Source organism: Salegentibacter holothuriorum (assembly GCF_900168045.1).
GTDB classification, from domain to species: Bacteria; Bacteroidota; Bacteroidia; order Flavobacteriales; family Flavobacteriaceae; genus Salegentibacter; species Salegentibacter holothuriorum.
Genome location: NZ_FUYY01000001.1, coordinates 393,030 through 415,422, shown reverse-complemented (window position 1 = coordinate 415,422; position 22,393 = coordinate 393,030). Strand labels below are relative to the sequence as shown.

The window sequence follows — 22,393 nt, the reverse complement described above, 5'->3', positions numbered from 1 at the left end:
TTAAATGGAGAGTTCTAGCATTCGTTCTATTGGGATCAATGCTTTTTTTCTGGTGATTTCGGCAACTTTTATCTCTGGACTTTCAGTGAGAAGACAGTCATATAATTTTTGAAGCGTATTAACCTTCATAAAAGCACACTCACTACATGCGCAGGTATTATCTTCTTCTGCGGGTGCGGGAATTAATGTTGCTTTGGGCACTTCCTTCTTCATTTCATGTAAAATTCCTGCTTCGGTAGCCACAATAAATTTAGTATTTGGATGCTTTTTGACATAATTTATCATTCCAGCAGTAGAGCCAACATAAGTAGCTGTTTTTAGAATATGTTCCTCAGACTCTGGATGCGCAATAATTACAGCATCTGGATTTTGTTGATAAAGCTGTAAAAGCTTATCTATACAAAATGCTTCGTGCACAATACAGCTGCCATCCCATAGTAGCATTTCTCTTCCTGTTTCTTTCATAATATACTTTCCTAAATTTTTGTCAGGAGCAAAAATGATAGGCTTTTCTTTTGGTACAGAATTCACTATTTTTAAAGCATTGGAAGAAGTACAAACCAAATCGCTCATCGCTTTAATTTCTGCAGAACAATTAATATAGGTAATGACCGTATGATTAGGATGTGCTGCTATAAAATTTTTAAACCTATCTGGGGGACAGGAATCTGCTAAAGAACATCCTGCATTTAAATCTGGTAAAATCACTTTTTTTGTCGGGTTAATAATCTTTGCTGTTTCAGCCATAAAGTGTACTCCGGCAAATACAATTACATCAGCATTAGTAGTTGCAGCATTTTGAGATAATCCTAGACTATCTCCCACATAATCTGCTAACTCCTGTATTTCTGGACGCTGATAGTAATGCGCTAAAATAACCGCATTTTTTTTCGACTTAAGCTTTAAAATTTCTTGCTTTAAATTCACTTTTTTTCCGTTTATATGGAACGGAAAAGTAGGACTATGATAGTTGAAGAGAAATGACGAGAGTCATTTTTTTTGGATAAAATAATCTTTTATTATGTTCAGGTGAGTAAGCTATTAATGGGACATTTAAGATCAATATGAGAAAACCTGCTGTAATTCAGTTTGATACTATGGTTTCCTTTTCTTTTAAAATTCTTTTGAGTAAGTAATACTTCTTAATTTATCTTTTAAAACAAATTTTTATTTCCTTCTTAAAATGGTGTTGTGGAAGTTCGTTATTTTATGTGAATCGGGATTCTTTAGCATTATGTTTATCGCAGCTATTTTTCAGATGGTTGAGATAGCTTTTGATTTTTTTAGATTTGTCTCTTTGTGAGCATAGATATAATAGTATTTATGAGATTTTTCTAATCTTTTAAATTAATTAGTGATTTTTTCACTAAATTTAGTATTGTAAAATCTCCCCAGAACTTCCCTAATTTTTCTTACTGTCCCTAAACTTTGTAATAATCTAGTTGATTGATACATCGTATTATTTTTAGCCCCAAAATAATTTACTTTCTAGTAATGTAGGTTAAATAGAATTTAAAAAGATTTAAAAAACCTTTAAGTAGGTGTTTTTAAGTTTATCTCTGCCCCTTGATAGTGACCATTTAGCTTTGATGGAATAATTTATTGAAAACTATTTTTTTGACAAAAAATATAATGGGATGAAAAAGAATAACTTTATAAAGGGGTGGACTATTTTTTTATTGATAAGTATAGGTGCATTTATTTTCAGTATGAATTTATACGGACAAAGTTTCTCCCAAAGCAATCTAAATTTTAATGGTAATGGTTCAATATCCAATGGTACTTCATTGATGTTTGGGCCAGACGGGCGTTTATACGTTGCTGAATATACAGGCGCTATTAAAATTTTTACTATTCAGCGTACATCAGCAACTGATTATAAAGTAATTGCTGCTGAAACTCTTTCAGGTATATCAGTTATTCAGGATCATAATGATGACGGTAGTCTTTACAGTTCAACATTAAGAGAAACAACAGGGCTTACCGTGGGTGGTACCGCAGCAAATCCCGTGATATACGTAGCTTCCAGTGATTTCAGAATTGGTGGAGGTGGAGGAGGAGGAAGCGGAGATACTGACCTGGATACCAATTCAGGTATTATTACCCGTTTCACCTGGAATGGAAATTCATGGGATGTAGTAGATCTTGTGCGCGGACTTCCACGTTCAGAAGAAAATCATGCTACTAACGGTATGGAATTAGCTACTATAAATGGAGTCAATTATCTCATTGTAGCTCAGGGTGGGCATACAAATGCCGGTTCACCTTCGGTAAATTTTGCATATACTACAGAATATGCATTATCTGCTGCGATTTTATCAGTTAACTTAGATATGATAAATAGTTTACCGATTAAAACCGATAATGGCAGAAAATACTTATATGATCTTCCTACCCTGGATGATCCAACCCGCCCAAATAAAAATGGGATCACTAATCCAGATATCTCCGGATATGACGGAGTGGATATAAATGATCCATTTGGCGGAAATGATGGGCTGAACCAGGCTAAAATTGTACCCGGAGGACCTGTACAAATTTTTTCACCTGGGTTTAGAAATTCTTATGATCTGGTGTTGACAGAGGCTGGAGCGGTTTATATTACAGAAAACGGCTCAAATGGAGGCTGGGGAGGATTCCCGGTTAATGAAGGTGGAGGTAATGCTACAAATGATTATGACCCGAACGAACCCGGTAGCACCGTTTCTTCGGAAGGAGAAAAGGTTAATAACGAAGATCATTTGCAGCTAATCACACCGAATATCCAAAATTATTCTTTAGGATCTTTTTATGGTGGCCATCCAACTCCTATTAGAGCAAATCCATTTGGAGCGGGTCTATATACAAACCCCTCTAAAAATGGAAATACAGGTGCAGTTTTCAGAACAAAAAAATATCACCCAACAAAGAATACCGGGGAATTTACTAATGATCCCAATATTGGACTTCCCGCTGATTGGCCCCCCGTTGCTGTAGCAAATCCTGTTGAAGGGGATTGGAGAGGACCGGGTATAGCTAATCCTGACGGGCCGGTAGACGATATCATTACTATATGGGGAACTAATACAAATGGTATAGATGAATATACAGCTAGCAACTTTAGTGGAGCAATGAAAGGTAATCTTATAGCTGGTGTGAATACGGGTGAACTAAGAAGGGTAGAACTTAAACCAGATGGAAGCCTTAGTAAACTTACTCCTTCTTTTGTATCAGGATTAGGCGGAGATGCTTTGGGAGTTACCTGTAATAGCGACAGTGAAATATTCCCAGGTACTATATGGGTAGTTACCTTAAATGGAAAGCTTATAGTACTGGAGCCTCAGGATTTCGGAGAATGTAAATTACCGGGAGAACCTGGTTACGATGCAAATGCTGACTATGATTTTGATGGTTATACCAATCAGGATGAAGAAGATAACGGGACAGACCCATGTAACGGAGGATCACAGCCAAACGATTTTGATAAATCAAATAATGGATCGAATGTGTCTGATCTAAATGATCTGGATGATGACGCAGACGGTATTCTAGATGAAAGTGATGCATTTCAATTAGGGAATCCTGAGGAGTTAGGAAGTGATGCTTTTTTACTTCCTGTAACTAATGAGCTCTTTACAAGTAATACAGAATTGGGCGGGTATAAAGGGCTTGGGTTAACCGGCATAATGAACAATGGGAGTCCGAACCCCAATTGGCTGAATTGGCTCGACCGTCGTGATGACCCCAATGACCCTAATGAAAACGATATTCTTGGAGGAGCAATTGGAGCGATGACCATGCAGATGACCTCTGGAACCGCATTGGGTTCTAGTAATAATCAGGAAAAAGGATTTCAATATGGTATTCAGGTTCATGCTAATTCGGGCAAATTTACTGTAGAAGGAGGTATAGCTAATTTTAATGGACCTGTACAATTATATGGCTCTAGTTCTCCTGCAAATGGAGAACTCGGATTTTTTATTGGCGATGGAACGCAAAGTAATTATATAAAATTTGTTATTACTCCCTCTGGCCTGGTAGCTCTTCAAGAGGTGAATGATATTCCTCAAACTCCCATAACTATAAATATTCCTGTTTTAGAGCGGCCAAATAGTAGTGTATCATTCTATTTTGTAGTTAATCCTTCCAATGGAGAGATAGTTTTAAAATACTCCTTCGATGCAGGTGTTCAGGTTATATTGGGAATTATTACTGCTAAGGAACCAATTTTACAGTCTTTACAAAATGCTGAAAATGATTTAGCGGTAGGTATGATAGGTACTTCTAATACTATTGGGGTAGAGCTGGAAGGAACCTGGGACTTTCTAAATGTAACTTCTGATGGTCCAACAATATCTTCTGACCTTCCAGATATTGAAAGAACAGTAGGATTTGTCACTGAAGATATCAATCTTCTATCTTATTTTGATGATAATGATGGTGTGGAGAATCTCACCTATAGTGTTTCCGGCAATACCAATACAGCTATAGAGGCTGTAATATCTGGCAGCATGCTTAGTATTAGTTATCCTGGCTCTCCGGCGGTTTCAGGTATTACGATCCGTGCTACCGATTCTGACTTGAATTATATAGAACAGAGTTTTAGCGTAAGTGTTATAGAGCAACAGGTGGCCGATGAAGTTCTGTATCGTGTAAATGCCGGGGGACCTGGTATTACTGCGATCGATGGGAAGTTAGACTGGGAAGAAGATACTTCTACGAACAACTCAACTTACTTAACACATCCCGGACTTAATAGTACGTTTGCCAGCAGTATGATAAGTTATATTGCAGCTGTAGATCAATCCACGACCCCTGTAAGTATTTACAGTACTGAACGTTATGATAGCGGTTCTGGAGCCCCAAATATGACCTATGCTTTTCCAGTAGATAACCCGGGAAAGTATGAGATACGTTTGTATATGGGGAATAGTTATTCGGGAACTTCTGCCGCTGGACAACGAATATTTGATGTTTCTATTGAAGGCGTAGTATATCCTTCTCTAGATGATATAGATCTATCGGATATTTTTGGACATCAGATTGGAGGAGTACTTGTTAAAGAAGTTGAAGTAACAGATGGTTTGCTGGAGATCGCTTTTATACATGGAGCAATTGAAAACCCTTTGATCAACGGGATAGAGATTTTAGGAGTATCTTCAGAGGTTCCAGATACACCAATTAATGTATCAGCTATTGCAGATCAGACTAATTATGAGGGTGATGCTTTAGGTGGTAGCCTGGCAGTTGTGGCTAGTGGCGGGGATGGCAATTTAACTTATAGTATAAGCGGAGCTCCTTCTGGAGTGAGCATAGAACCTACTAATGGGCAAATAGGCGGAACAATTAATTCGGGAGCTTCAGCAAACAGTCCTTATACCGTTACTGTTACGGTAGATGATAGTGACGGTGAAACTGCTGATGCTGTAAGTCTTAGCTTTATTTGGGAGATAAATTCCGGCAGCCCTACAATATCATTAGAGCTTCCAGATATCGAAAGAACGGTAGGATTTGTCACTGAAGATATCAATCTTCTATCTTATTTTGATGATAATGATGGTGCGGAGAATCTCACCTATAGTGTTTCCGGAAATACCAATGCAGCTATAGAGGCTGTAATATCGGGCAGCATCCTTAGCATAAATTACCCTGGCTCTCCGGCGGTTTCAGATATTACAATCCGTGCTACTGATTCTGACTTCAATTATATAGAACAGAGTTTTAGCGTAAGTGTTATAGAGCAACAGGTGGCCGATGAAGTTCTGTATCGTGTAAATGCCGGGGGACCTGGTATTACTGCAATCGATGGGAAGTTAAGTTGGGAGCAGGATACCAATGCTAATAAATCTATATATCTTTCTCAGGCAGGAAATAATAATTCTTATGCTTCCGGTGGAATGACCAGCTATAATATTAAGGTAGATCAATCTACCACTCCAGTAAGTATTTACAGTACTGAACGTTATGATAGCGGTTCTGGAGCCCCAAATATGACCTATGCTTTTCCAGTAGATAACCCGGGAAAGTATGAGATACGTTTGTATATGGGGAATAGTTATTCGGGAACTTCTGCCGCTGGACAACGAATATTTGATGTTTCTATTGAAGGCGTATTATATCCTTCTCTAGATGATATAGATCTATCGGATATTTTTGGGCATCAGGTTGGAGGAGTACTTGTTAAAGAAGTTGAAGTAACAGATGGACTTTTAGAGATCGCATTTATTCACGGAACAATTGAAAACCCTTTGATCAACGGGATAGAGATTTTGGGAGTATCTTCAGAAGTTCCAGATACACCAATCAATGTATCAGGTATTGCAGATCAAACTAATTTTGAAAACGATGCTTTAGATGGTAGCCTGGCAGTTGTGGCTAGTGGCGGGGATGGCAATTTAACTTATAGTATAAGCGGAGCTCCTCCTGGAGTGAGCATAGAACCTACTAATGGTCAAATAGGAGGAACAATTAACTCGGGAGCTTCGGCAAACAGTCCTTATGCAGTTACTGTTACGGTAGATGATAGTGACGGTGAAACTGCTGACGCTGTAACTCTTAGTTTTACCTGGATAGTTGAATCAGAAATTCCTATAGAGGTTACGCCTATTGCAGATCAGACTAATTATGAGGGTGATGCTTTAGATGGTAGCCTGGCAGTTGTGGCTAGTGGCGGTGATGGTAATCTAACTTATAGTATAAGCGGAGCTCCTTCTGGAGTGAGCATAGAACCTACTAATGGGCAAATAGGCGGAACAATTAATTCGGGAGCTTCAGCAAATAGTCCTTATACCGTTACGGTTACAGTAGATGATAATGACGAGGAAACTGCTGATGCTGTAAGTCTTAGTTTTACCTGGATAGTTGAATCAGAAATTCCTATAGAGCTGACGCCTATTGCAGATCAGACCAATTATGAGGGTGATGCTTTAGATGGTAGCCTGGCAGTTGTGGCTAGTGGAGGCGATGGTAATTTAACTTATAGTATAAGCGGAGCTCCTCCCGGAGTGAACATAGAACCTACTAATGGGCAAATAGGCGGAACAATTAATTCGGGAGCTTCGGCAAACAGTCCTTATGCTGTTACTGTTACCATAGATGATAGTGACGGTGAAACTGCTGATGCTGTAAGTCTTAGTTTTAACTGGGAGATTAATTCCGGCAGCCCCACAATATCGCTAGAGCTTCCAGATATTGAAAGAACAGTAGGATTTGTCACTGAAGATATCAATCTTCTATCTTATTTTGATGATAATGATGGTGTGGAGAATCTCACCTATAGTGTTTCCGGCAATACCAATACAGCTATAGAGGCTGTAATATCTGGCAGCATGCTTAGTATTAGTTATCCTGGCTCTCCGGCGGTTTCAGGTATTACGATCCGTGCTACCGATTCTGACTTGAATTATATAGAACAGAGTTTTAGCGTAAGTGTTATAGAGCAACAGGTGGCCGATGAAGTTCTGTATCGTGTAAATGCCGGGGGACCTGGTATTACTTCGATCGATGGGAAGTTAGACTGGGAAGAAGATACTTCTACGAGCAACTCAACTTACTTAACACATCCCGGACTTAATAGTACGTTTGCCAGCAGTATGATAAGTTATATTGCAGCTGTAGATCAATCCACGACCCCTGTAAGTATTTACAGTACTGAACGTTATGATAGCGGTTCTGGAGCCCCAAATATGACCTATGCTTTTCCAGTAGATAACCCGGGAAAGTATGAGATACGTTTGTATATGGGGAATAGTTATTCGGGAACTTCTGCCGCTGGACAACGAATATTTGATGTTTCTATTGAAGGCGTAGTATATCCTTCTCTAGATGATATAGATCTATCGGATATTTTTGGGCATCAGGTTGGAGGAGTACTTGTTAAAGAAGTTGAAGTAACAGATGGACTTTTAGAGATCGCATTTATTCACGGAGCAATTGAAAACCCTTTGATCAACGGGATAGAGATTTTAGAAGTATCTTCAGAAGTTCCAGATACATCAGATAATGTATCAGCTCTTGAAGAACAGATTAATTTAGAGGAAGATAATGTGGAAGAGAATCTGTCTTTATCAGTTAGTGAGACTTCTGTAGCAATGTATCCCAACCCGGCTGCTTATGATGTATTTATTCAGATCTCTGATTTATCTGTAATAGTGGAAAAAATTTATATATATAATTTTAGTGGAGTACTTTCTAAAACATATACTTTCCCTAATAAGAAAAAATCTGGTAAGTATAATTTTGATGTATCTATGCTTCCTTCAGGAGTTTATATAGTGAAATTAAAAACGAATACTAATGAATACATGAATATGAACTTAATTGTCAGAAGATAACGAAGTGTAATAATAAAAAAATCCCTTCTGAAAAGAAGGGATTTTTTAGTAGCGAGACCGAGATTTGAACTCGGGACCTCCGGGTTATGAATCCGACGCTCTAACCAACTGAGCTACCTCGCCATAATTTATTGTAATACGCCTGTTGGCGTGACTTAACAAGCATTTACACTAATTGTGAATGCGGGTGCAAATATATAAACATTTTGTATTGCCGCAAACATTATTTTCTAAAATATTTATTTTGTTTTCTTTTTATCCTTCTAATTAATATCTATATTGCCCAAAACTAATTAAATCTAAAAATGGAAGATAAGATCAAGTACGAAATGGAATTTCCCATTCAAGCTTCTCCTTCATTGTTGTACCAGTATATATCAACCCCTTCAGGATTAAGTGAGTGGTATGCAGATAATGTAAATTCACGGGGCGAATTGTTTACTTTTATTTGGGAAGGAAGTGAAGAAAAAGCCAAATTGGTGAGCAAAAAAAGTGATGAACGTATAAAGTTTAAGTGGTTAGATGATGAAGAGTCTCCATATTTTTTTGAAATAAGAATTCAGGTAGACGAGATCACCAAAGATGTCTCTATAATGATTACTGATTTTGCCGAAGATGAAGATGAGATTGAAGAGGGGAAAATGCTTTGGGAAAATATGATTTCAGATCTTAAACAGGTACTTGGATCGGTATAATATTTCTAAGATAAACATTACCTTTGCCCCGTTCTAAAACGGGGCTTTTTTATGATAAATCTAGACGGAAACTTAGTAGCAGAGAATGAAGCATCACTTTCTATAACAAATCGTGGGTTCGCCTACGGAGATGCTGTTTTTGAAACCATTCGAGTAATTAATGGAAAAATAATGTTCTGGGAAGATCATTATTTTAGGTTAATGGCTTCTATGCGTATTATGCGAATGGAAATTCCTGCAAATTTCTCTCCTGAATTTCTCGAAGAAGAAATTTTAAATTTGGTAAAAGAAAATGCTCTGGATAGCACTGCGGCTCGTGTGAAATTTTCAGCTTACCGTAAAGAGGGCGGGTATTATAGGCCTACTACTCGGGAAATTGGATTTATAATAACTACAGAAGAACTTTCAAACGCTTTTTATTTGCTAAATGAAGAGAATTATGAAGTAGAACTCTTTAAGGACCATTATATAACTAGCGGTCTATTTTCTACTATAAAGTCTAATAATCGTGCAATTAATGTATTGGGAAGTATTTTTGCTTCAGAAAATGAGTATGATAACTGTTTTTTAATCAATGAAAAGAAAAATGTGGTTGAAGCTCTTAACGGAAATCTTTTCCTTGTAAAAGGGGACAAGATAAAAACTCCTCCACTAACTGATGGTGCTTTAAACGGAATAACCAGGAAAAAACTACTTGAAATAATTAAGACTTTACCTGATTTAACTTTAGAAGAAACTTCTATCTCTCCTTTTGAACTTCAAAAAGCAGATGAATTATTTATCACAAATGTGATTGCTGGTATTCAGCCTATTACTAAATATCGTAAAAAGAAATTTGACAATAAGTTGGCTAAAGATTTACTTTCAAAATTAAATGTAAAAGCAAGACTGGGTTAATTATAACTTGGATTTTCTGGTGCGTTGGACCATAATAGGTATTCTCCCCCTAACTGCATCATTTTATCTTTCCAAAAAGAACGATAAGGACGCTCAATGATGTCTTTGGTGTCATCATTTGTAGTTATTATCCAGGCATGCGAGTTAAGTTCTTCACTTAATTGATTAGCATCCCAACCAGAATACCCTAAAAAGAATCGTATTTCTTTTTCGCTTATTAAACCTTGATTAATGAGCTCTGTAACCACATCAAAATTTCCTCCCCAATAAATTCCATTGGCTATTTCTACACTTTGTGGAATAAGGTCCGGTATCTTATGGATAAAGTAAAGATTATCTTGTTCTACCGGGCCACCGTTGTATATTTTAAAATTAGAAGAGAGATCAGGAACTAGATCTTTTAAAGTAAAGTCTAATACTTTGTTAAGTATAAAACCAACAGAACCTGCTTCTGAATGTTCGGCTAGTAATACCACAGAACGATTAAACGCAACATCTCCAATTATTGATGGTTCTGCTACCAATAGATGGCCTTTTGTTGGTTTTATAGCGATCATTTTAGCCTTGTTTTACTCTAAGCTACCATTATTTTGAAAAAAATCAAATAAAATGCTAAAGTATTTTCATTAAAAAAAGCCTCCTGCACAGGAGGCTTGTAATTTTTTACTAATATAAATTATTAGTTAACAGCTTTTTGTAAATCTGCACCTGCCTTAAATTTAACTACATTTTTAGCAGCAATTTTAATAGTTTTTCCGGTTTGTGGGTTTCTTCCTTCACGAGCAGCTCTTTTAGAAACTGACCAAGATCCAAATCCTACTAAAGAAACGCGATCTCCTTTTTTAAGAGAACCCTCTACGTTTTCAAGAAAAGATTCTAGTGCTTTTTTTGCTGCTGCTTTAGAAATTCCAGCATTTTCAGCCATTGCGTCGATTAAATCTGTTTTGTTCATAATTTGAATTTTAAATAAATTGTTGGTTAAACATTCTGTTAAATTGCTCTACAAATTTATATGGAATTCTCGGCCGTGCAAGTAATATCAAGGGAAATGCAGAATTTTGTTAATAAGTCGGGCATTTTGTTGATAAAGAAGTCTTCATTTAGTTGATTTTCTACCGTTTCAATAACCATAAGGGCTTAGAGGAATTTTGCTTCTTTTATAAAGTCGTAACCGTTTAAAAGTGATTTCACATCCATTTTTCTTTTACCGGGAAGTTGTAATTCTTCAATTATTAAGTAACCACCCTGTACTGCTACTTTTAGCTTTTTATCTTCAATAAGAATACTGCCATTTTCCAAAGTATGATCGGTACTTTCTTTTTTACATTGGTATATCTTGACCTTCTCTTCTTTTTTACCGTTAAATAAAAAAGACCAGGCAGCTGGGTAAGGATTAAGTCCGCGAATTAGATTGTAAATTTGATCTAATGAATCGTTCCAATTAATCTTGGTATTCTCCTTATTTAGCTTTGGCGCATCTTTTAATAATTGGTCAAATGGTTGCGGAGTAGGGGTAAGATTTCCTTTTTTTATAAGCTCAAGGGTTTCTACTACCAGTCCAGAGCCTAATTCCATCAATTTGTCATGGAGCTCTCCTACGCTTTCCTCAGCAGTTATGTTTATTTCCTTCTGAAGGATCATCGCACCGGTATCAATTTTTTCATCCAGAAAAAAAGTGGAAACACCGGTTTTTGTTTCGTTATTGATAATTGCCCAGTTAATTGGCGCCGCGCCCCTATATTGTGGTAGTAGTGAAGCATGAAGATTAAAAGTGCCAAATTTTGGCAAATCCCAAACCACTTTAGGTAACATTCTAAACGCAACCACCACTTGTACCGTTGGATCTAGCCTCTTTAAATCTTCAATAAAAGCCTCATCTTTTAAATTTGTAGGCTGCAAAACTTTTAAACCTTTGCTTACTGCGAATTTTTTCACCGGACTTTCCTGTAATTTTCTTCCCCGGCCCGCGGGTTTATCGGGAGCGGTAATCACACCAACCACGTTGTACTCAGCATTTAATATGCTTTCTAAACTGGCCACAGCAAAGTCTGGTGTGCCCATAAATACTATTCTCAATGATCTCATCAATTATTTATTTTATAAATATTTCCTGTTCCCCGGGAAATTAATTCTTTGTCTAATAATAAACGTAAAACCTCTAAAACCTGATCTTCCGGGTACTTTATAGACTCGGTAAGTTCCCGGGAAGAAGCACTGGTGGTTTTTAAAATTTTTATAATTTCTATGTAAATAGCATTTTTAACCTCCCTTGTTAAGGGTGCCATTTGTTTTTGGCAAACCGAACAAATTCCGCAGTCTTCAGCTTTTTCTTCCCCAAAATAAGCTAATAGTTGTTTGCTTCGGCAAACTTTCTCGTTTTCCAAATAGCCTAAAACCGAATCTATTTTTTCTTTTTTAGATTTATTGTGTTGTTTTATATATGGCGCTAGCGGAAAAACAACCGAATCGTCCTCTCTAGGAACTAAGAATAATACAGTAGCATCTTGCTCAGCATAAACATATTCCAATATCTGAGCTTTTTCCAGTTCTTCAAGATATTTTAGTGCTGTTTTTTGATCGGTATTTGATTTTTTGCATACCGAAGCCAGATCTATATTGGTCTTATTTTCTAAAATTCCGCCATAAGTTCTTAAAAGTGCTCTTACAAAGTTTTCGTATTTCTGATTCTGGTCTAAATAAAATTGAAGTTGCTTTCCGGAAACGATAAAATGAATACTTGTTTTCTTATGAAATTCTTTGGAAAGCTTTATTATACTGCATCTGTCTAAAAGCTGAAGCACTTCGTAAGTTTTTGAAAACGGAAGTTCGTATTGTGCACAAAATTTAGAAAAACTAAAATTATGTTCGGTTTGTTCCCCTTCACCATAAGCGACCCTAAAATACGTGTTTATTTTTCTATAAACCAGTTTTACATCTTCCAGTTGCGGCAGGTTCGCGAGAAATTGATTTTTTAAAACCGGAATATCGCTTTTATTGGTTAAAATAGTTGCGATTGCTTTTTCTCCATCTCTCCCGGCACGCCCTGCTTCCTGGAAATAACTTTCCAAAGATTCAGGAAGGTTTAAATGAATAACCTGGCGCACATCGGGCTTGTCTATTCCCATTCCAAAAGCGGTTGTAGCCACCATTATTTGGTGTTTGTTTTCCAGCCAGGCACTAAGTCTTTTGGTCTTTTCTTTCGGTTGTAATCCCCCGTGAAAAGCATCAGCTTTATAGCCTTTTTTATTTAATAGATCAGCAATTTCAAGGCTTGCTTTCCTGCTCCTAACATAAATTATTGCAGGTTCGTTTTTATTATCCAGCAGTTGGTCAAGACGGTAATATTTATCTTCAGCTTTTAAGACATTGTAGGCGATATTTGCCCTGTAGAAGGAGTCTTTAAGCACTTCTATATTTTCCAGTTCCAACTCCTTTACAATATCTCTTACTACAGTCGGGGTTGCGGTGGCTGTAAGTCCAATAAATGGTACGCCGGGTTTTAGATCTTTTAGTTGAGAGATGTTTCTGTACGCAGGTCTAAAATCATGACCCCATTGCGAAATGCAGTGCGCTTCATCTACAGCAATAAGATTAACATTCATTAATTTAATACGCTCTTGCACCAGGTCTTGCTGGAGTCTTTCAGGAGATAAATAGAGAAATTTATAACTTCCGTAGATACAATTATCAAGAGCAGCATCAAGATCCCGATAAGTCATTCCGCCGGTTAAAGCCATTGCTTTTATTCCTTTTTGGTGAAGGGCGTTTACCTGATCTTCCATTAAAGCAACTAAAGGAGAGACCACAATACAAATTCCTTCTTGTATTATAGCTGGAATTTGAAAACAAAGTGATTTTCCTCCACCAGTAGGCATTAGCGCTAACACATTTTTTTGCTCTAGCAGTTTCTCTATTATAGGTTCCTGCAGCGGCCTAAAGGACGAATGCCCCCAGTATTTCCTTAATATGTGATGTGCGTCTTGCAAATAGCTTATTCAATTTGATTTAAAATGAACTGGGTCCTGTCAATAATTGAAGTTTTAGGGACTTCAATAGGGGTATAACCATACGTCTTGTAGGTTTCAAAAAGATGTTTTGAAATTAAACTTGCTTCTTTAAAAGATTCGTAACGCTCATTATCACTTTGGTAAATTTCTTCCCAGGGTGGTAAAAAGAATACTTTGTCATATGAATATTCTTTACAGGCATCTGTAAAATAAGATGAATACGCTGTTTTAAAATAATCCATATATGCCAACACATCTGGTATACCGCGATCTATAAATATAATGGAAGTGGGAATCATATCGGCTTCCCGATATTGAATTTTTCGCCCTTCCAATAATTTTTCACTAAATAGGACAGGTTGTTCCAGGAATAACTGAGCAATTCCTTGTTTTTGCGCTTCTAAGGTAACCTGCCTTGAAATTTCATGAAGGCATTCGTGCCCATGTTTTTCCAGTTGGCGGATTATAGACGATTTTCCGGTACCGGGGCCACCGGTAATTACTATTTTCTGTTTTTTCACGCTTCAAATTTCGACATTTGAAATTGATTATAAAAATGTTTGCAATCCTTGTATCTTTACAATCTAAATTTAAGTTAGAAAATTATGAGTGGAACAAAAGATCAAGAAGAGTTTTATAGCAAATTAAAAACGCAGTTACAAGATACTTCACTATGGCCAACCGAGTATCTCTATAAATTTATAGTACCAGCAAAGTCTAACCAGGTAAAAACTATTGAAGATATTTTTGATAATATGGGAGCAGTAATTACTACCAAAAAATCTAAAAAAGGAACTTATATAAGCACTTCAATTAATGTACGCATGAAAAATCCAGATGCGGTAATTGAAAAATATAAAGAAGTTGCTGCAAAGGTAGAAGGTGTAATCTCCCTTTAATCCTGGCAAAACGTGAAAGGATAATCTTTAAATTTTTCTACTGGCTTTGAAGCTCCTGTTTTTTAAGTTATTAATTTTTTATCTATCCCGATAATATTTAGTATTTTGCAGCGATTAACTTCTACAGTAAATAACCTCTAGGGGAAGCCTATGAGGCATTAAGGGAAGATTTTTTTGATTTTGAGCCTGGCCTCAAAGTATTTAAGTCTCGATTATCGAGTAAAGTATCATCTTATAAATTTCAATTTTTGACACACGCATTAGAATATAACTCTGAAAGGAGCCACTTAATTATTCCCGAATACGGAAGACATCTTCAAAAAATGGTGGAAGAAGCCGTAGAAATAGAGGATGATAAAGAACGTAACCAGGTTGCGAAATCTATCATTGCCGTAATGGGTAATATGCAACCGCATCTACGTGATGTACCAGATTTTCAGCATAAATTATGGGATCAGTTATTTATAATTAGTGATTTTAAACTTGATGTAGAGTCGCCTTTTCCAAAGCCCAGTAGAGAAATGTTGGAAGAACGACCTGAGATGTTAGGTTATCCACAAAACTTCCCAAAATATCGTTTCTACGGAAATAATATTTACCGAATGATTGATGAAGTTAAAGATTGGGATGAAGGGCCTTTAAAGGAAGGTTTGGTTTTAACCATAGCCAATCATATGAAGAAGTCTTACCTAAACTGGAATCGTGATACGGTAGAAGATAAGATTATTTTTGAACATCTTCGTGAACTTAGTGACGGGAAAATCAACCTTAAGAATGCCGACGAAGATCTTAGTGATGCTTCCAGTCTTATTAGAAATAAGAAAAAACATACCAGCAAAAGCAATCATCCTAAAAAATCTAACCGTAAAGGTGGCACTGGACGTAAGCGCTACTAAAAAATATTTTACTTTTCATGGGAACTTTCCAAATTGAAGGCGGGCAGCAACTTAGCGGAGAAATTCAGCCGCAAGGAGCCAAAAACGAAGCCCTGCAAATTCTTTGTGCCGTATTGTTAACCTCAGAAGAGGTGATTATTAATAATATACCAGATATTCTGGATGTAAATAAATTGATACAGCTTCTTGAAAATCTTGGCGTTAAAATCAAGAAACTGGGAAAAGGAAGCTATTCTTTTAAAAGTGATGATCTTGACCTGGATTATTTAAGCAGCGACCAATTTAAAAAAGACGGTAGCGGTTTACGTGGATCTATTATGATTGTGGGGCCATTATTAGGAAGATTTGGTAAAGGATTTATTCCGAAACCCGGTGGCGATAAAATTGGAAGAAGAAGGTTGGATACCCATTTTGAAGGATTTATAAAATTGGGAGCTAAATTCAGGTATAATAGGGAAGAACGTTTTTACGGTGTTGAAGCTCCTAATGGATTAAAAGGTGACTTTATGCTTTTGGAAGAAGCATCTGTTACCGGTACTGCTAATATTGTTATGGCGGCTGTACTTGCCAAGGGAACTACTACTATTTATAATGCTGCTTGCGAACCTTATTTGCAGCAACTTTGCACCATGCTTAACGCTATGGGAGCAAAAATAAGCGGTGTAGGTTCAAATCTGCTAACTATAGAAGGTGTAACTTCATTAAAGGGATGTGAGCATCGTATTCTTCCAGACATGGTTGAGATAGGATCCTGGATAGGTCTTGCTGCGATGACTAAAAGCGAAATTACTATAAAGAATGTTCGCTGGGATATGTTAGGTATTATTCCAACTACTTTTAGAAAACTGGGAATTACTATTGAGCGGAAAGGAGATGATATTTTTATTCCAGCGCATACCAACGGTTACGAGGTGCAAAGTTTTATTGATGGTTCTATAATGAATATTAGTGATGCGCCCTGGCCTGGTTTTACTCCAGATTTATTGAGTATTTTGCTGGTAGTAGCCACGCAGGCTCGCGGAAGTGTACTTATACATCAAAAAATGTTCGAAAGCCGTTTGTTTTTTGTTGATAAACTGATTGATATGGGAGCAAAGATTATTTTATGTGATCCACACCGGGCTACGGTAATTGGGCACGATTTCCAGTCGCAGTTAAAAGCAACAACAATGACTTCGCCAGATATTAGGGCAGGTATTTCTTTACTTATCGCCGCGCTTTCAGCTAAAGGAACATCTACAATCCATAATATTGAACAAATTGATAGAGGCTATGAAAAAATAGACGAGCGCCTTAAAGCCATTGGAGCTAAAATAGAGCGGGTTGCTTAAGTACAATCTTGAAGTAATATAAAAAATATTCTGAATCTTGTTTTCGTCAAGCTGAACTTGTTTCAGCTTCTAACATAATTGGAATCAAAAGTAACTTAGATCTCCGAATAAATTTCGGAGCGGGTTCTGAAATAAATTCAGGATGACATTTAAATAGAAAATCCGGATGATTAATTCATCCGGATTTTTTTATGTTTAGAAATTTAAGGTTTTAAACTTCTGTTTTTGCTTTTCTCTTATTTTCTTTATAATTGAAGAGGTTGTGCTCCTTTATCATTTTCGTAGTTTTTTCAGGTAACATATCTTCCCAGCCTTCTTTTCCTTCATTAATCATTTGAAGCACCTCTCTGGAGTATACATCAAGAATTTCGGGATTGTAGTTTTCAATATCTTCAACTCTTCCGTTATACTTAAAGAATTTATATAATTCTTTCATTCTAGGATGCACCTTGAGGTTATCGCTGGTAGTAATTTCTCCCGTTTCTGGATCTTTAAGAGGGTAGAGGTAAACCTTAAGATCTTTAAAGAATAATTTCCCGAAGGCTTCTAGTATACCACCACTTAAATGTCTGTAATACTTTTCATCAAATACATCAACAAGGTTATTTACACCCATACTCAAGCCCATACGCTGTTTTGAATATCTTGAGAAGTATTCAACTACACGATAATATTCCTGGAAATTAGAGATCATTACGGTTTGTCCCAGGGAACATAAAAGTTCCGCCCTATCCATAAAATCACGTTCATCTATTTCACCTTCGGCTCTTAGGTTAGAAAGAGTGATTTCAAAAATAACTTCGGTATTCTCTTTTTCTACCTTGCTTTCTTTTAAGAATAGTTCAAGCGAACGCTCATACATATCCATATTAACCTTGGTTACCGGTCTAAAACTTCCTCTAAAGGCCAGGATATTCTTTTTATAAAGAATTTTAGCTGGAAGTACGTTATTTCCGTCTGGAGCAAACATCACGGCATCTGTCATTCCATTTTTTACCAGTTGTAGACTCATTAGGCGGTTGTCTACACCTTCAAACCTAGGTCCGCTAAAGTTTATAGTATCAATCTCTATTTGATCTTTATCTATATGATCGTATAAATAGCGTAAAAGTTTTTTTGGATTATCATATTTATAATAGGCACCATAAATAAGGTTTACACCAAGTATACCCAAAGTATTTTGTTGATGACGCGCGTCATTTTCGTGAAATCTTACGTGTAGGCTAATCTCATTATAATCTTCCTCTGGCCTTACCTGGTATCTGATTCCTATCCAACCGTGACCTTTATATTTCTTTGCAAAATCTATAGTTGCCACAGTATTAGCATAACTAAAGAATAGTTTATTAGGATGTTTTTCGCGAGAAATTCGTTGTTCTATCAAGCCAATTTCATGAGAAAGCATCTTTTTTAGGCGTGCTTCAGTTACATATCTTCTATCATTTTCAACGCCATAAATAGCATCACTAAAATCTTTATCATAAGCGCTCATGGCCTTTGCAATAGTACCCGAAGCGCCTCCAGCTCTAAAGAAATTCCTTACAGTTTCCTGCCCGGCACCAATTTCAGAAAAAGTTCCGTAGATATTTTCATTTAGATTAATGCGAAGTGCTTTACTTTTTATAGAAGGAACATTTTCAAATTCCTTATCGCCCATTATTGTAATTGGCATAATTTTTTTTTTATGTGTGATTTCCTTTTCGTGTATACCAAAGGTACTAAAAACGATAAGGTATAGAAAAAAATTATCTTTACTTTTGCAGCAAAACATATAATTCTTGGAAGTAATTTTTTTAGGTACAGGAACCTCTCAGGGAATCCCAATAATTGGCAGTAAGCACCCGGTATGTCTTAGCGAGAACCACAAAGATAAACGTTTGCGGGTATCGGTTTTGGTAAAATGGGAAGATTATAATATTCTAATAGATTGTGGCCCAGATTTTAGGATGCAAATGCTTGCAAACCCTATAGAAAATCTTGATGCCATATTATATACTCATGAGCATAACGATCATACTGCAGGATTAGATGATATTAGGCCTTTTTTCTTTCGCCAGGGAGATATCCCGGTTTTTGCCCATAAGCGAGTATTAGATTCCTTAAGAAAACGTTTTGAGTATATTTTTACCTCCACCAATAAATATCCTGGAGCTCCCGGGGTCATTGAACATGAAATTATAAACAAGCCTTTTTATTTTAAAGATATAAAGATCATACCTATAGATTACAAGCATAATCGCTTACAGGTTTTTGGGTTTAGACTTAAGGATTTCGCTTATCTTACCGATCTTAAATCTATTAAAGAAGAAGAGGTTCAAAAGTTAGATGGAGTGAAAGTTTTAGTGGTTACCGCCTTAAGAATTGAACCACATCATTCTCATTTAAACCTGGAGGAAGCTTTAGAGTTTATAGATCGCGTGAAGCCAGAACGAGCGTATTTAACCCATATAAGTCATTTGCTTGGCTTTCATGATGAAGTGCAGCAACAACTTCCGGATAATGTATTTGTTGCCTACGATAATCTAGAAATTACTATTTAAAATGCGTAAAAACTTATTACTCTACCTTTTTATTTTTTCTCTATTGTTTACCATTTTTATTTATGTGAATGATAAAAAAATTCTTGATTCAAGGGATGCAGATATTCAAGAATTGAAAAGCGAAGTTGAAAGGCTTCAGTTTGAAAATGACTCTTTAGCGGAATTAAATGAAGATGTCGGCTATTTTTCTTTACTTGATAATGAAGATGCGATGAGCTATTTTGAATCTATGGGAGTGGAGGCTGTAAAAGTATCTGAAGCTATAGAAAATGAGCTCATGAGTCAGAATAAAGTAGATGCCGATAATTCTTATGTTCCTTTTGCCGGGATGGAAGGTGATATGCGCATAAACAAGATCAAGATCCTAAATCATAAATGGGTTATCGCTGATTTTACCGATGGGAAGTATTGGGGCGAAGTATTTTTTACCTATGAAATAGATGAAAAAGGAAAGCTGGATCTTACTGCAGAAAAATCATTTTTATATCCTGTAAATTAGATTCTTTTCTTAAGCCATTCCCGTAATTCAAAGAAATTCTGCGGGGCTACACCGTGCCCAACCGGAAATTCTGAATAGCTATTTTCAATGTTAAGCGTGTCTAAAATAGGTTTGGTTTGGCGTGCCCATTCTACAGGAATTACCTGATCTACCGAACCATGCGAACAATAAAAAGACAGGTTTGAGAAATCCTTATTTTCAAATCCCGGTTTTATAATTCCTTTATTGATATAACCGCTTAAGGCAACTATATTCTTAACTTTTTGCGGGTAGGAGAGGGCTACAGCATAGCTTAAAATACTGCCTTGGCTAAAACCTAAAAGCGTAACGTTTTTAGCATCTAAATGATAAGTTTCAATCGCTTCATCAATAAAGTTAAGGATTTTTTCACGGGATTCTTTAGCTTGCTCATCGTCACTAAATTTTCCATCCTGGTTATCCCAATGAATTGCATACCATGCATTACCATAAGGTTGCATAGCATAAGGCGCTTTTACTGAAATCACGAATAACTCATCTGGCAATTCTTCAGCAAAAGAGAAAAGGTCGTTCTCATCGCTTCCGTAACCGTGCAGCATAATAAGCATTGGCGGTTTTTCAGAAGCTATTTTTGGTTTTCTAATAAGGTGTTCTAAGGAAAGTTCTTTGGTATTCATTTATTGTATTGTACTAAACCATTTTTGAAAATATGCACCAAGAATTGGCACTTCTTTTTGTTCGCCCTGTATAGCTGTTACCAGCCCATAGATACCTAAAACGGCAATAAAAATCCAAAAAGACCAGGAAATAAGCCAGCTGTCAAATAAGCCTACTACAACGCCTAAAATGTAAAATGTCACATGGATGCCAAGCGCCTGCCTAATATGAAAGGATGCAAAAGGGTTTTTATGTTCGTTATTCATAAAATAGGCTATTATAGTACCTATAATCGTGAGATAGGCAACTATTGCTGTAGTTTTTCCTTCTTCGGCCATTGATTTCATAACTGGTTATTTATAGCGTAAAGGTATTAAATTTAACCCGGAATTTATAAACCGAAATCCCCAGCTTTGGTAATAATTCCCAAAGCTTTTCCCTTAAGTGAATAAGATTTAAAAATACTGTTTTTGGAAGTCGAAAAAATATGAGTTTCGGTAAATTCATATTTTTCATTCGGAATAAATAGCGTTAGATCTGCGGCATTTCCTTCTTTAATTTCTATATCTTCCAGGCCAAAACGTTGTTTTCCCTTAGTTAATACTTCAATAACTTCTTCCGTAGAAAAAATGGTATTTAAGGCGCCAAACGCAGATTCTAAGCCAATAGTTCCATATAATGCATGGTCAAACTCTACTTTTTTATGCTCGGTGTCAATTGGAGTGTGATCGCTGGTAAGCATATCTATAGTGCCGTCTTTTACACCTTTTATCAGTGCTTTTATATCTTCTCGGGTTCTTAACGGAGGTAAAACTTTTGCGTTTGCATCAAAATCCTGCAAAATTTCATCCGTAAAAATTAAATTATGAATGGCCACGCTGCAGCTAACATCAAGACCTTTCTTTTTTGCCTCCTTAATTAGTGCTACAGATTTTTTAGTTGAAATAGTGGGTATATGTAATTTCCCCCCGGTATATTCCAATAAATAAAGATCTCGTGTTATTTGTAATTCTTCTGCAAGATTGGGTATTCCTTTTAAGCCTAAAGAAGTGCTACTTTGCTCTTCATTTACCATTCCTTTTCCTGCAATACGGTCTTCCTGCGGGAATGACTGTACCAGCGCATCGAAATTTTGAGCATATTGAAGGGCAATCTTCAGAAGATTAGGATTTTTAATCGCTCTTTTGTAATCTCCAAAAGCTACGGCACCACCTTGTTTCATATCATAAAGTTCGGCAAGATCTATACCTTCTCCTTTAACAGTTAAGGCCCCTGTTGGGAATAGCGTAACCGGGTGGTGAGCTGCCTTAGCTTTTACCGAAGTGATTGCTCCATTATTGTCGATTATAGGGTAGGTATTTGGATTTAAAGCAATACCGGTAAAGCCACTTTTAGCGGTGGTATCCAGCCCGTTTGCAATGGTTTCGCGTTCTTCAAAACCGGGTTCCCCAAAACTTACACTACTATCAAACCAACCCCTGGAAACATGAAGATTTTCTTCATTAATCACTTTATCTGCCTTTGTAGAGATGTCTTTTGCGATCTTTTTTATAATTCCATTTTCAATTAAAACATCTAACTTTTTATTGTTGTAAACCGATTGTTTATCAATGATAGTGGTCGATTTTAAGAGTATTTTCATTTTTATAAATTTAATCCCATCGCGGGAATTTATTACAGC

Annotated in this window: 18 protein-coding genes and 1 tRNA gene; 8 read left to right on the top strand and 11 right to left on the bottom strand. The window is 36.5% G+C overall.

Annotated elements, in window-relative coordinates:
• Complete coding sequence (nadA, locus tag B5X51_RS01860; RefSeq protein ID WP_079719160.1) at positions 1–927, bottom strand: quinolinate synthase NadA; 927 nt, start codon at positions 925–927, stop codon at positions 1–3.
• A 710-nt stretch (positions 928–1,637) separates the two neighbouring features.
• On the opposite strand from nadA, the gene B5X51_RS01855 reads away from it, so the two are divergent.
• Complete coding sequence (locus B5X51_RS01855; RefSeq protein ID WP_079719159.1) at positions 1,638–8,312, top strand: malectin domain-containing carbohydrate-binding protein; 6,675 nt, start codon at positions 1,638–1,640, stop codon at positions 8,310–8,312.
• Between the two features lie 49 nt (positions 8,313–8,361).
• Here B5X51_RS01855 and B5X51_RS01850 read toward each other — a convergent pair.
• Positions 8,362–8,435, bottom strand: a tRNA-Met gene (locus B5X51_RS01850).
• 182 nt (positions 8,436–8,617) lie between these two features.
• Between B5X51_RS01850 and B5X51_RS01845 the strand changes: the two genes are divergently transcribed.
• Entirely contained in the window at positions 8,618–9,007 is a 390-nt protein-coding gene (locus B5X51_RS01845; protein ID WP_079719158.1) for an START-like domain-containing protein, read from the top strand.
• 51 nt (positions 9,008–9,058) lie between these two features.
• Positions 9,059–9,904, top strand: coding sequence for an aminotransferase class IV (locus B5X51_RS01840; RefSeq protein ID WP_079719157.1), 846 nt, complete (start codon positions 9,059–9,061; stop codon positions 9,902–9,904).
• On the opposite strand, the gene B5X51_RS01835 is transcribed toward B5X51_RS01840, so the two are convergent.
• The 5 genes from B5X51_RS01835 to B5X51_RS01815 all read right to left on the bottom strand — a co-directional run bounded on the left by B5X51_RS01835 (position 9,901) and on the right by B5X51_RS01815 (position 14,432).
• The gene (locus B5X51_RS01835; protein WP_079719156.1) at positions 9,901–10,461 is read right to left on the bottom strand and encodes a YqgE/AlgH family protein; all 561 of its coding nucleotides are present in this window, start codon (positions 10,459–10,461) and stop codon (positions 9,901–9,903) included. The two genes, B5X51_RS01840 and B5X51_RS01835, sit on opposite strands and share 4 nt — an antisense overlap.
• Before the next feature lie 122 nt (positions 10,462–10,583).
• The gene (locus B5X51_RS01830) at positions 10,584–10,856 is read right to left on the bottom strand and encodes an HU family DNA-binding protein (protein WP_057483012.1); all 273 of its coding nucleotides are present in this window, start codon (positions 10,854–10,856) and stop codon (positions 10,584–10,586) included.
• A gap of 185 nt (positions 10,857–11,041) precedes the next feature.
• A complete protein-coding gene (fmt, locus tag B5X51_RS01825) occupies positions 11,042–11,989 on the bottom strand; it encodes a methionyl-tRNA formyltransferase (RefSeq protein ID WP_079719155.1) in 948 nt (315 codons plus the stop codon).
• On the bottom strand, positions 11,989–13,890 hold the full coding sequence (locus B5X51_RS01820) for a RecQ family ATP-dependent DNA helicase (RefSeq protein ID WP_079719154.1): 1,902 nt from the start codon (positions 13,888–13,890) through the stop codon (positions 11,989–11,991). The genes fmt and B5X51_RS01820 overlap by 1 nt, the downstream gene beginning before the upstream one ends.
• A 5-nt stretch (positions 13,891–13,895) precedes the next feature.
• The gene (locus tag B5X51_RS01815) at positions 13,896–14,432 is read right to left on the bottom strand and encodes an AAA family ATPase (protein WP_079719153.1); all 537 of its coding nucleotides are present in this window, start codon (positions 14,430–14,432) and stop codon (positions 13,896–13,898) included.
• A gap of 84 nt (positions 14,433–14,516) precedes the next feature.
• Between B5X51_RS01815 and B5X51_RS01810 the strand changes: the two genes are divergently transcribed.
• The 3 genes from B5X51_RS01810 (at position 14,517) to murA (ending at position 17,037) form a co-directional block, all read left to right on the top strand.
• Complete coding sequence (locus B5X51_RS01810) at positions 14,517–14,810, top strand: DUF493 family protein (protein ID WP_079719152.1); 294 nt, start codon at positions 14,517–14,519, stop codon at positions 14,808–14,810.
• A gap of 248 nt (positions 14,811–15,058) precedes the next feature.
• The gene (locus tag B5X51_RS01805) at positions 15,059–15,706 is read left to right on the top strand and encodes a DUF4290 domain-containing protein (protein ID WP_079719151.1); all 648 of its coding nucleotides are present in this window, start codon (positions 15,059–15,061) and stop codon (positions 15,704–15,706) included.
• Between the two features lie 17 nt (positions 15,707–15,723).
• A complete protein-coding gene (gene murA / locus B5X51_RS01800; protein WP_079719150.1) occupies positions 15,724–17,037 on the top strand; it encodes a UDP-N-acetylglucosamine 1-carboxyvinyltransferase in 1,314 nt (437 codons plus the stop codon).
• A 211-nt stretch (positions 17,038–17,248) separates the two neighbouring features.
• On the opposite strand, the gene B5X51_RS01795 is transcribed toward murA, so the two are convergent.
• Positions 17,249–18,709 (bottom strand): nicotinate-nucleotide adenylyltransferase, encoded by a 1,461-nt coding sequence (locus B5X51_RS01795; protein WP_079719662.1) that lies wholly within the window; start codon positions 18,707–18,709, stop codon positions 17,249–17,251.
• A 106-nt stretch (positions 18,710–18,815) separates the two neighbouring features.
• Here B5X51_RS01795 and B5X51_RS01790 point away from each other — a divergent pair, with 106 nt between their 5' ends.
• Both B5X51_RS01790 and B5X51_RS01785 read left to right on the top strand, forming a co-directional pair.
• On the top strand, positions 18,816–19,577 hold the full coding sequence (locus B5X51_RS01790) for an MBL fold metallo-hydrolase (protein WP_079719149.1): 762 nt from the start codon (positions 18,816–18,818) through the stop codon (positions 19,575–19,577).
• Position 19,578: 1 nt separating this feature from the next.
• The gene (locus B5X51_RS01785; RefSeq protein WP_079719148.1) at positions 19,579–20,076 is read left to right on the top strand and encodes a hypothetical protein; all 498 of its coding nucleotides are present in this window, start codon (positions 19,579–19,581) and stop codon (positions 20,074–20,076) included.
• Here B5X51_RS01785 and B5X51_RS01780 read toward each other — a convergent pair.
• Genes B5X51_RS01780 through B5X51_RS01770 form a run of 3 tightly spaced genes read right to left on the bottom strand, consistent with a single transcriptional unit; the run spans position 20,073 to position 22,354 of the window.
• Positions 20,073–20,732, bottom strand: a complete 660-nt coding sequence (locus tag B5X51_RS01780; RefSeq protein ID WP_079719147.1) for an alpha/beta hydrolase — start codon at positions 20,730–20,732, stop codon at positions 20,073–20,075. The two genes, B5X51_RS01785 and B5X51_RS01780, sit on opposite strands and share 4 nt — an antisense overlap.
• Positions 20,733–21,059 (bottom strand): DUF4870 domain-containing protein, encoded by a 327-nt coding sequence (locus tag B5X51_RS01775; protein WP_079719146.1) that lies wholly within the window; start codon positions 21,057–21,059, stop codon positions 20,733–20,735.
• A gap of 44 nt (positions 21,060–21,103) precedes the next feature.
• Positions 21,104–22,354 carry a dihydroorotase gene (locus tag B5X51_RS01770; RefSeq protein WP_079719145.1) on the bottom strand — a complete coding sequence of 417 codons (1,251 nt, stop codon included), beginning with the start codon at positions 22,352–22,354 and terminating at the stop codon, positions 21,104–21,106.
• Positions 22,355–22,393 lie beyond the last annotated feature (39 nt).

Excerpts from the sequence above, each read along its gene's own strand:
- B5X51_RS01855 (WP_079719159.1), top strand. The coding sequence starts at position 1,638 with ATGAAAAAGAATAACTTTATAAAGGGGTGGACTATTTTTTTATTGATA.
- B5X51_RS01845 (WP_079719158.1), top strand. The coding sequence starts at position 8,618 with ATGGAAGATAAGATCAAGTACGAAATGGAATTTCCCATTCAAGCTTCT.
- B5X51_RS01840 (WP_079719157.1), top strand. The coding sequence starts at position 9,059 with ATGATAAATCTAGACGGAAACTTAGTAGCAGAGAATGAAGCATCACTT.
- B5X51_RS01835 (WP_079719156.1), bottom strand. The coding sequence starts at position 10,461 with ATGATCGCTATAAAACCAACAAAAGGCCATCTATTGGTAGCAGAACCA.
- B5X51_RS01830 (WP_057483012.1), bottom strand. The coding sequence starts at position 10,856 with ATGAACAAAACAGATTTAATCGACGCAATGGCTGAAAATGCTGGAATT.
- fmt (WP_079719155.1), bottom strand. The coding sequence starts at position 11,989 with ATGAGATCATTGAGAATAGTATTTATGGGCACACCAGACTTTGCTGTG.
- B5X51_RS01810 (WP_079719152.1), top strand. The coding sequence starts at position 14,517 with ATGAGTGGAACAAAAGATCAAGAAGAGTTTTATAGCAAATTAAAAACG.
- murA (WP_079719150.1), top strand. The coding sequence starts at position 15,724 with ATGGGAACTTTCCAAATTGAAGGCGGGCAGCAACTTAGCGGAGAAATT.
- B5X51_RS01795 (WP_079719662.1), bottom strand. The coding sequence starts at position 18,709 with ATGCCAATTACAATAATGGGCGATAAGGAATTTGAAAATGTTCCTTCT.
- B5X51_RS01785 (WP_079719148.1), top strand. The coding sequence starts at position 19,579 with ATGCGTAAAAACTTATTACTCTACCTTTTTATTTTTTCTCTATTGTTT.
- B5X51_RS01780 (WP_079719147.1), bottom strand. The coding sequence starts at position 20,732 with ATGAATACCAAAGAACTTTCCTTAGAACACCTTATTAGAAAACCAAAA.
- B5X51_RS01775 (WP_079719146.1), bottom strand. The coding sequence starts at position 21,059 with ATGAAATCAATGGCCGAAGAAGGAAAAACTACAGCAATAGTTGCCTAT.
- B5X51_RS01770 (WP_079719145.1), bottom strand. The coding sequence starts at position 22,354 with ATGAAAATACTCTTAAAATCGACCACTATCATTGATAAACAATCGGTT.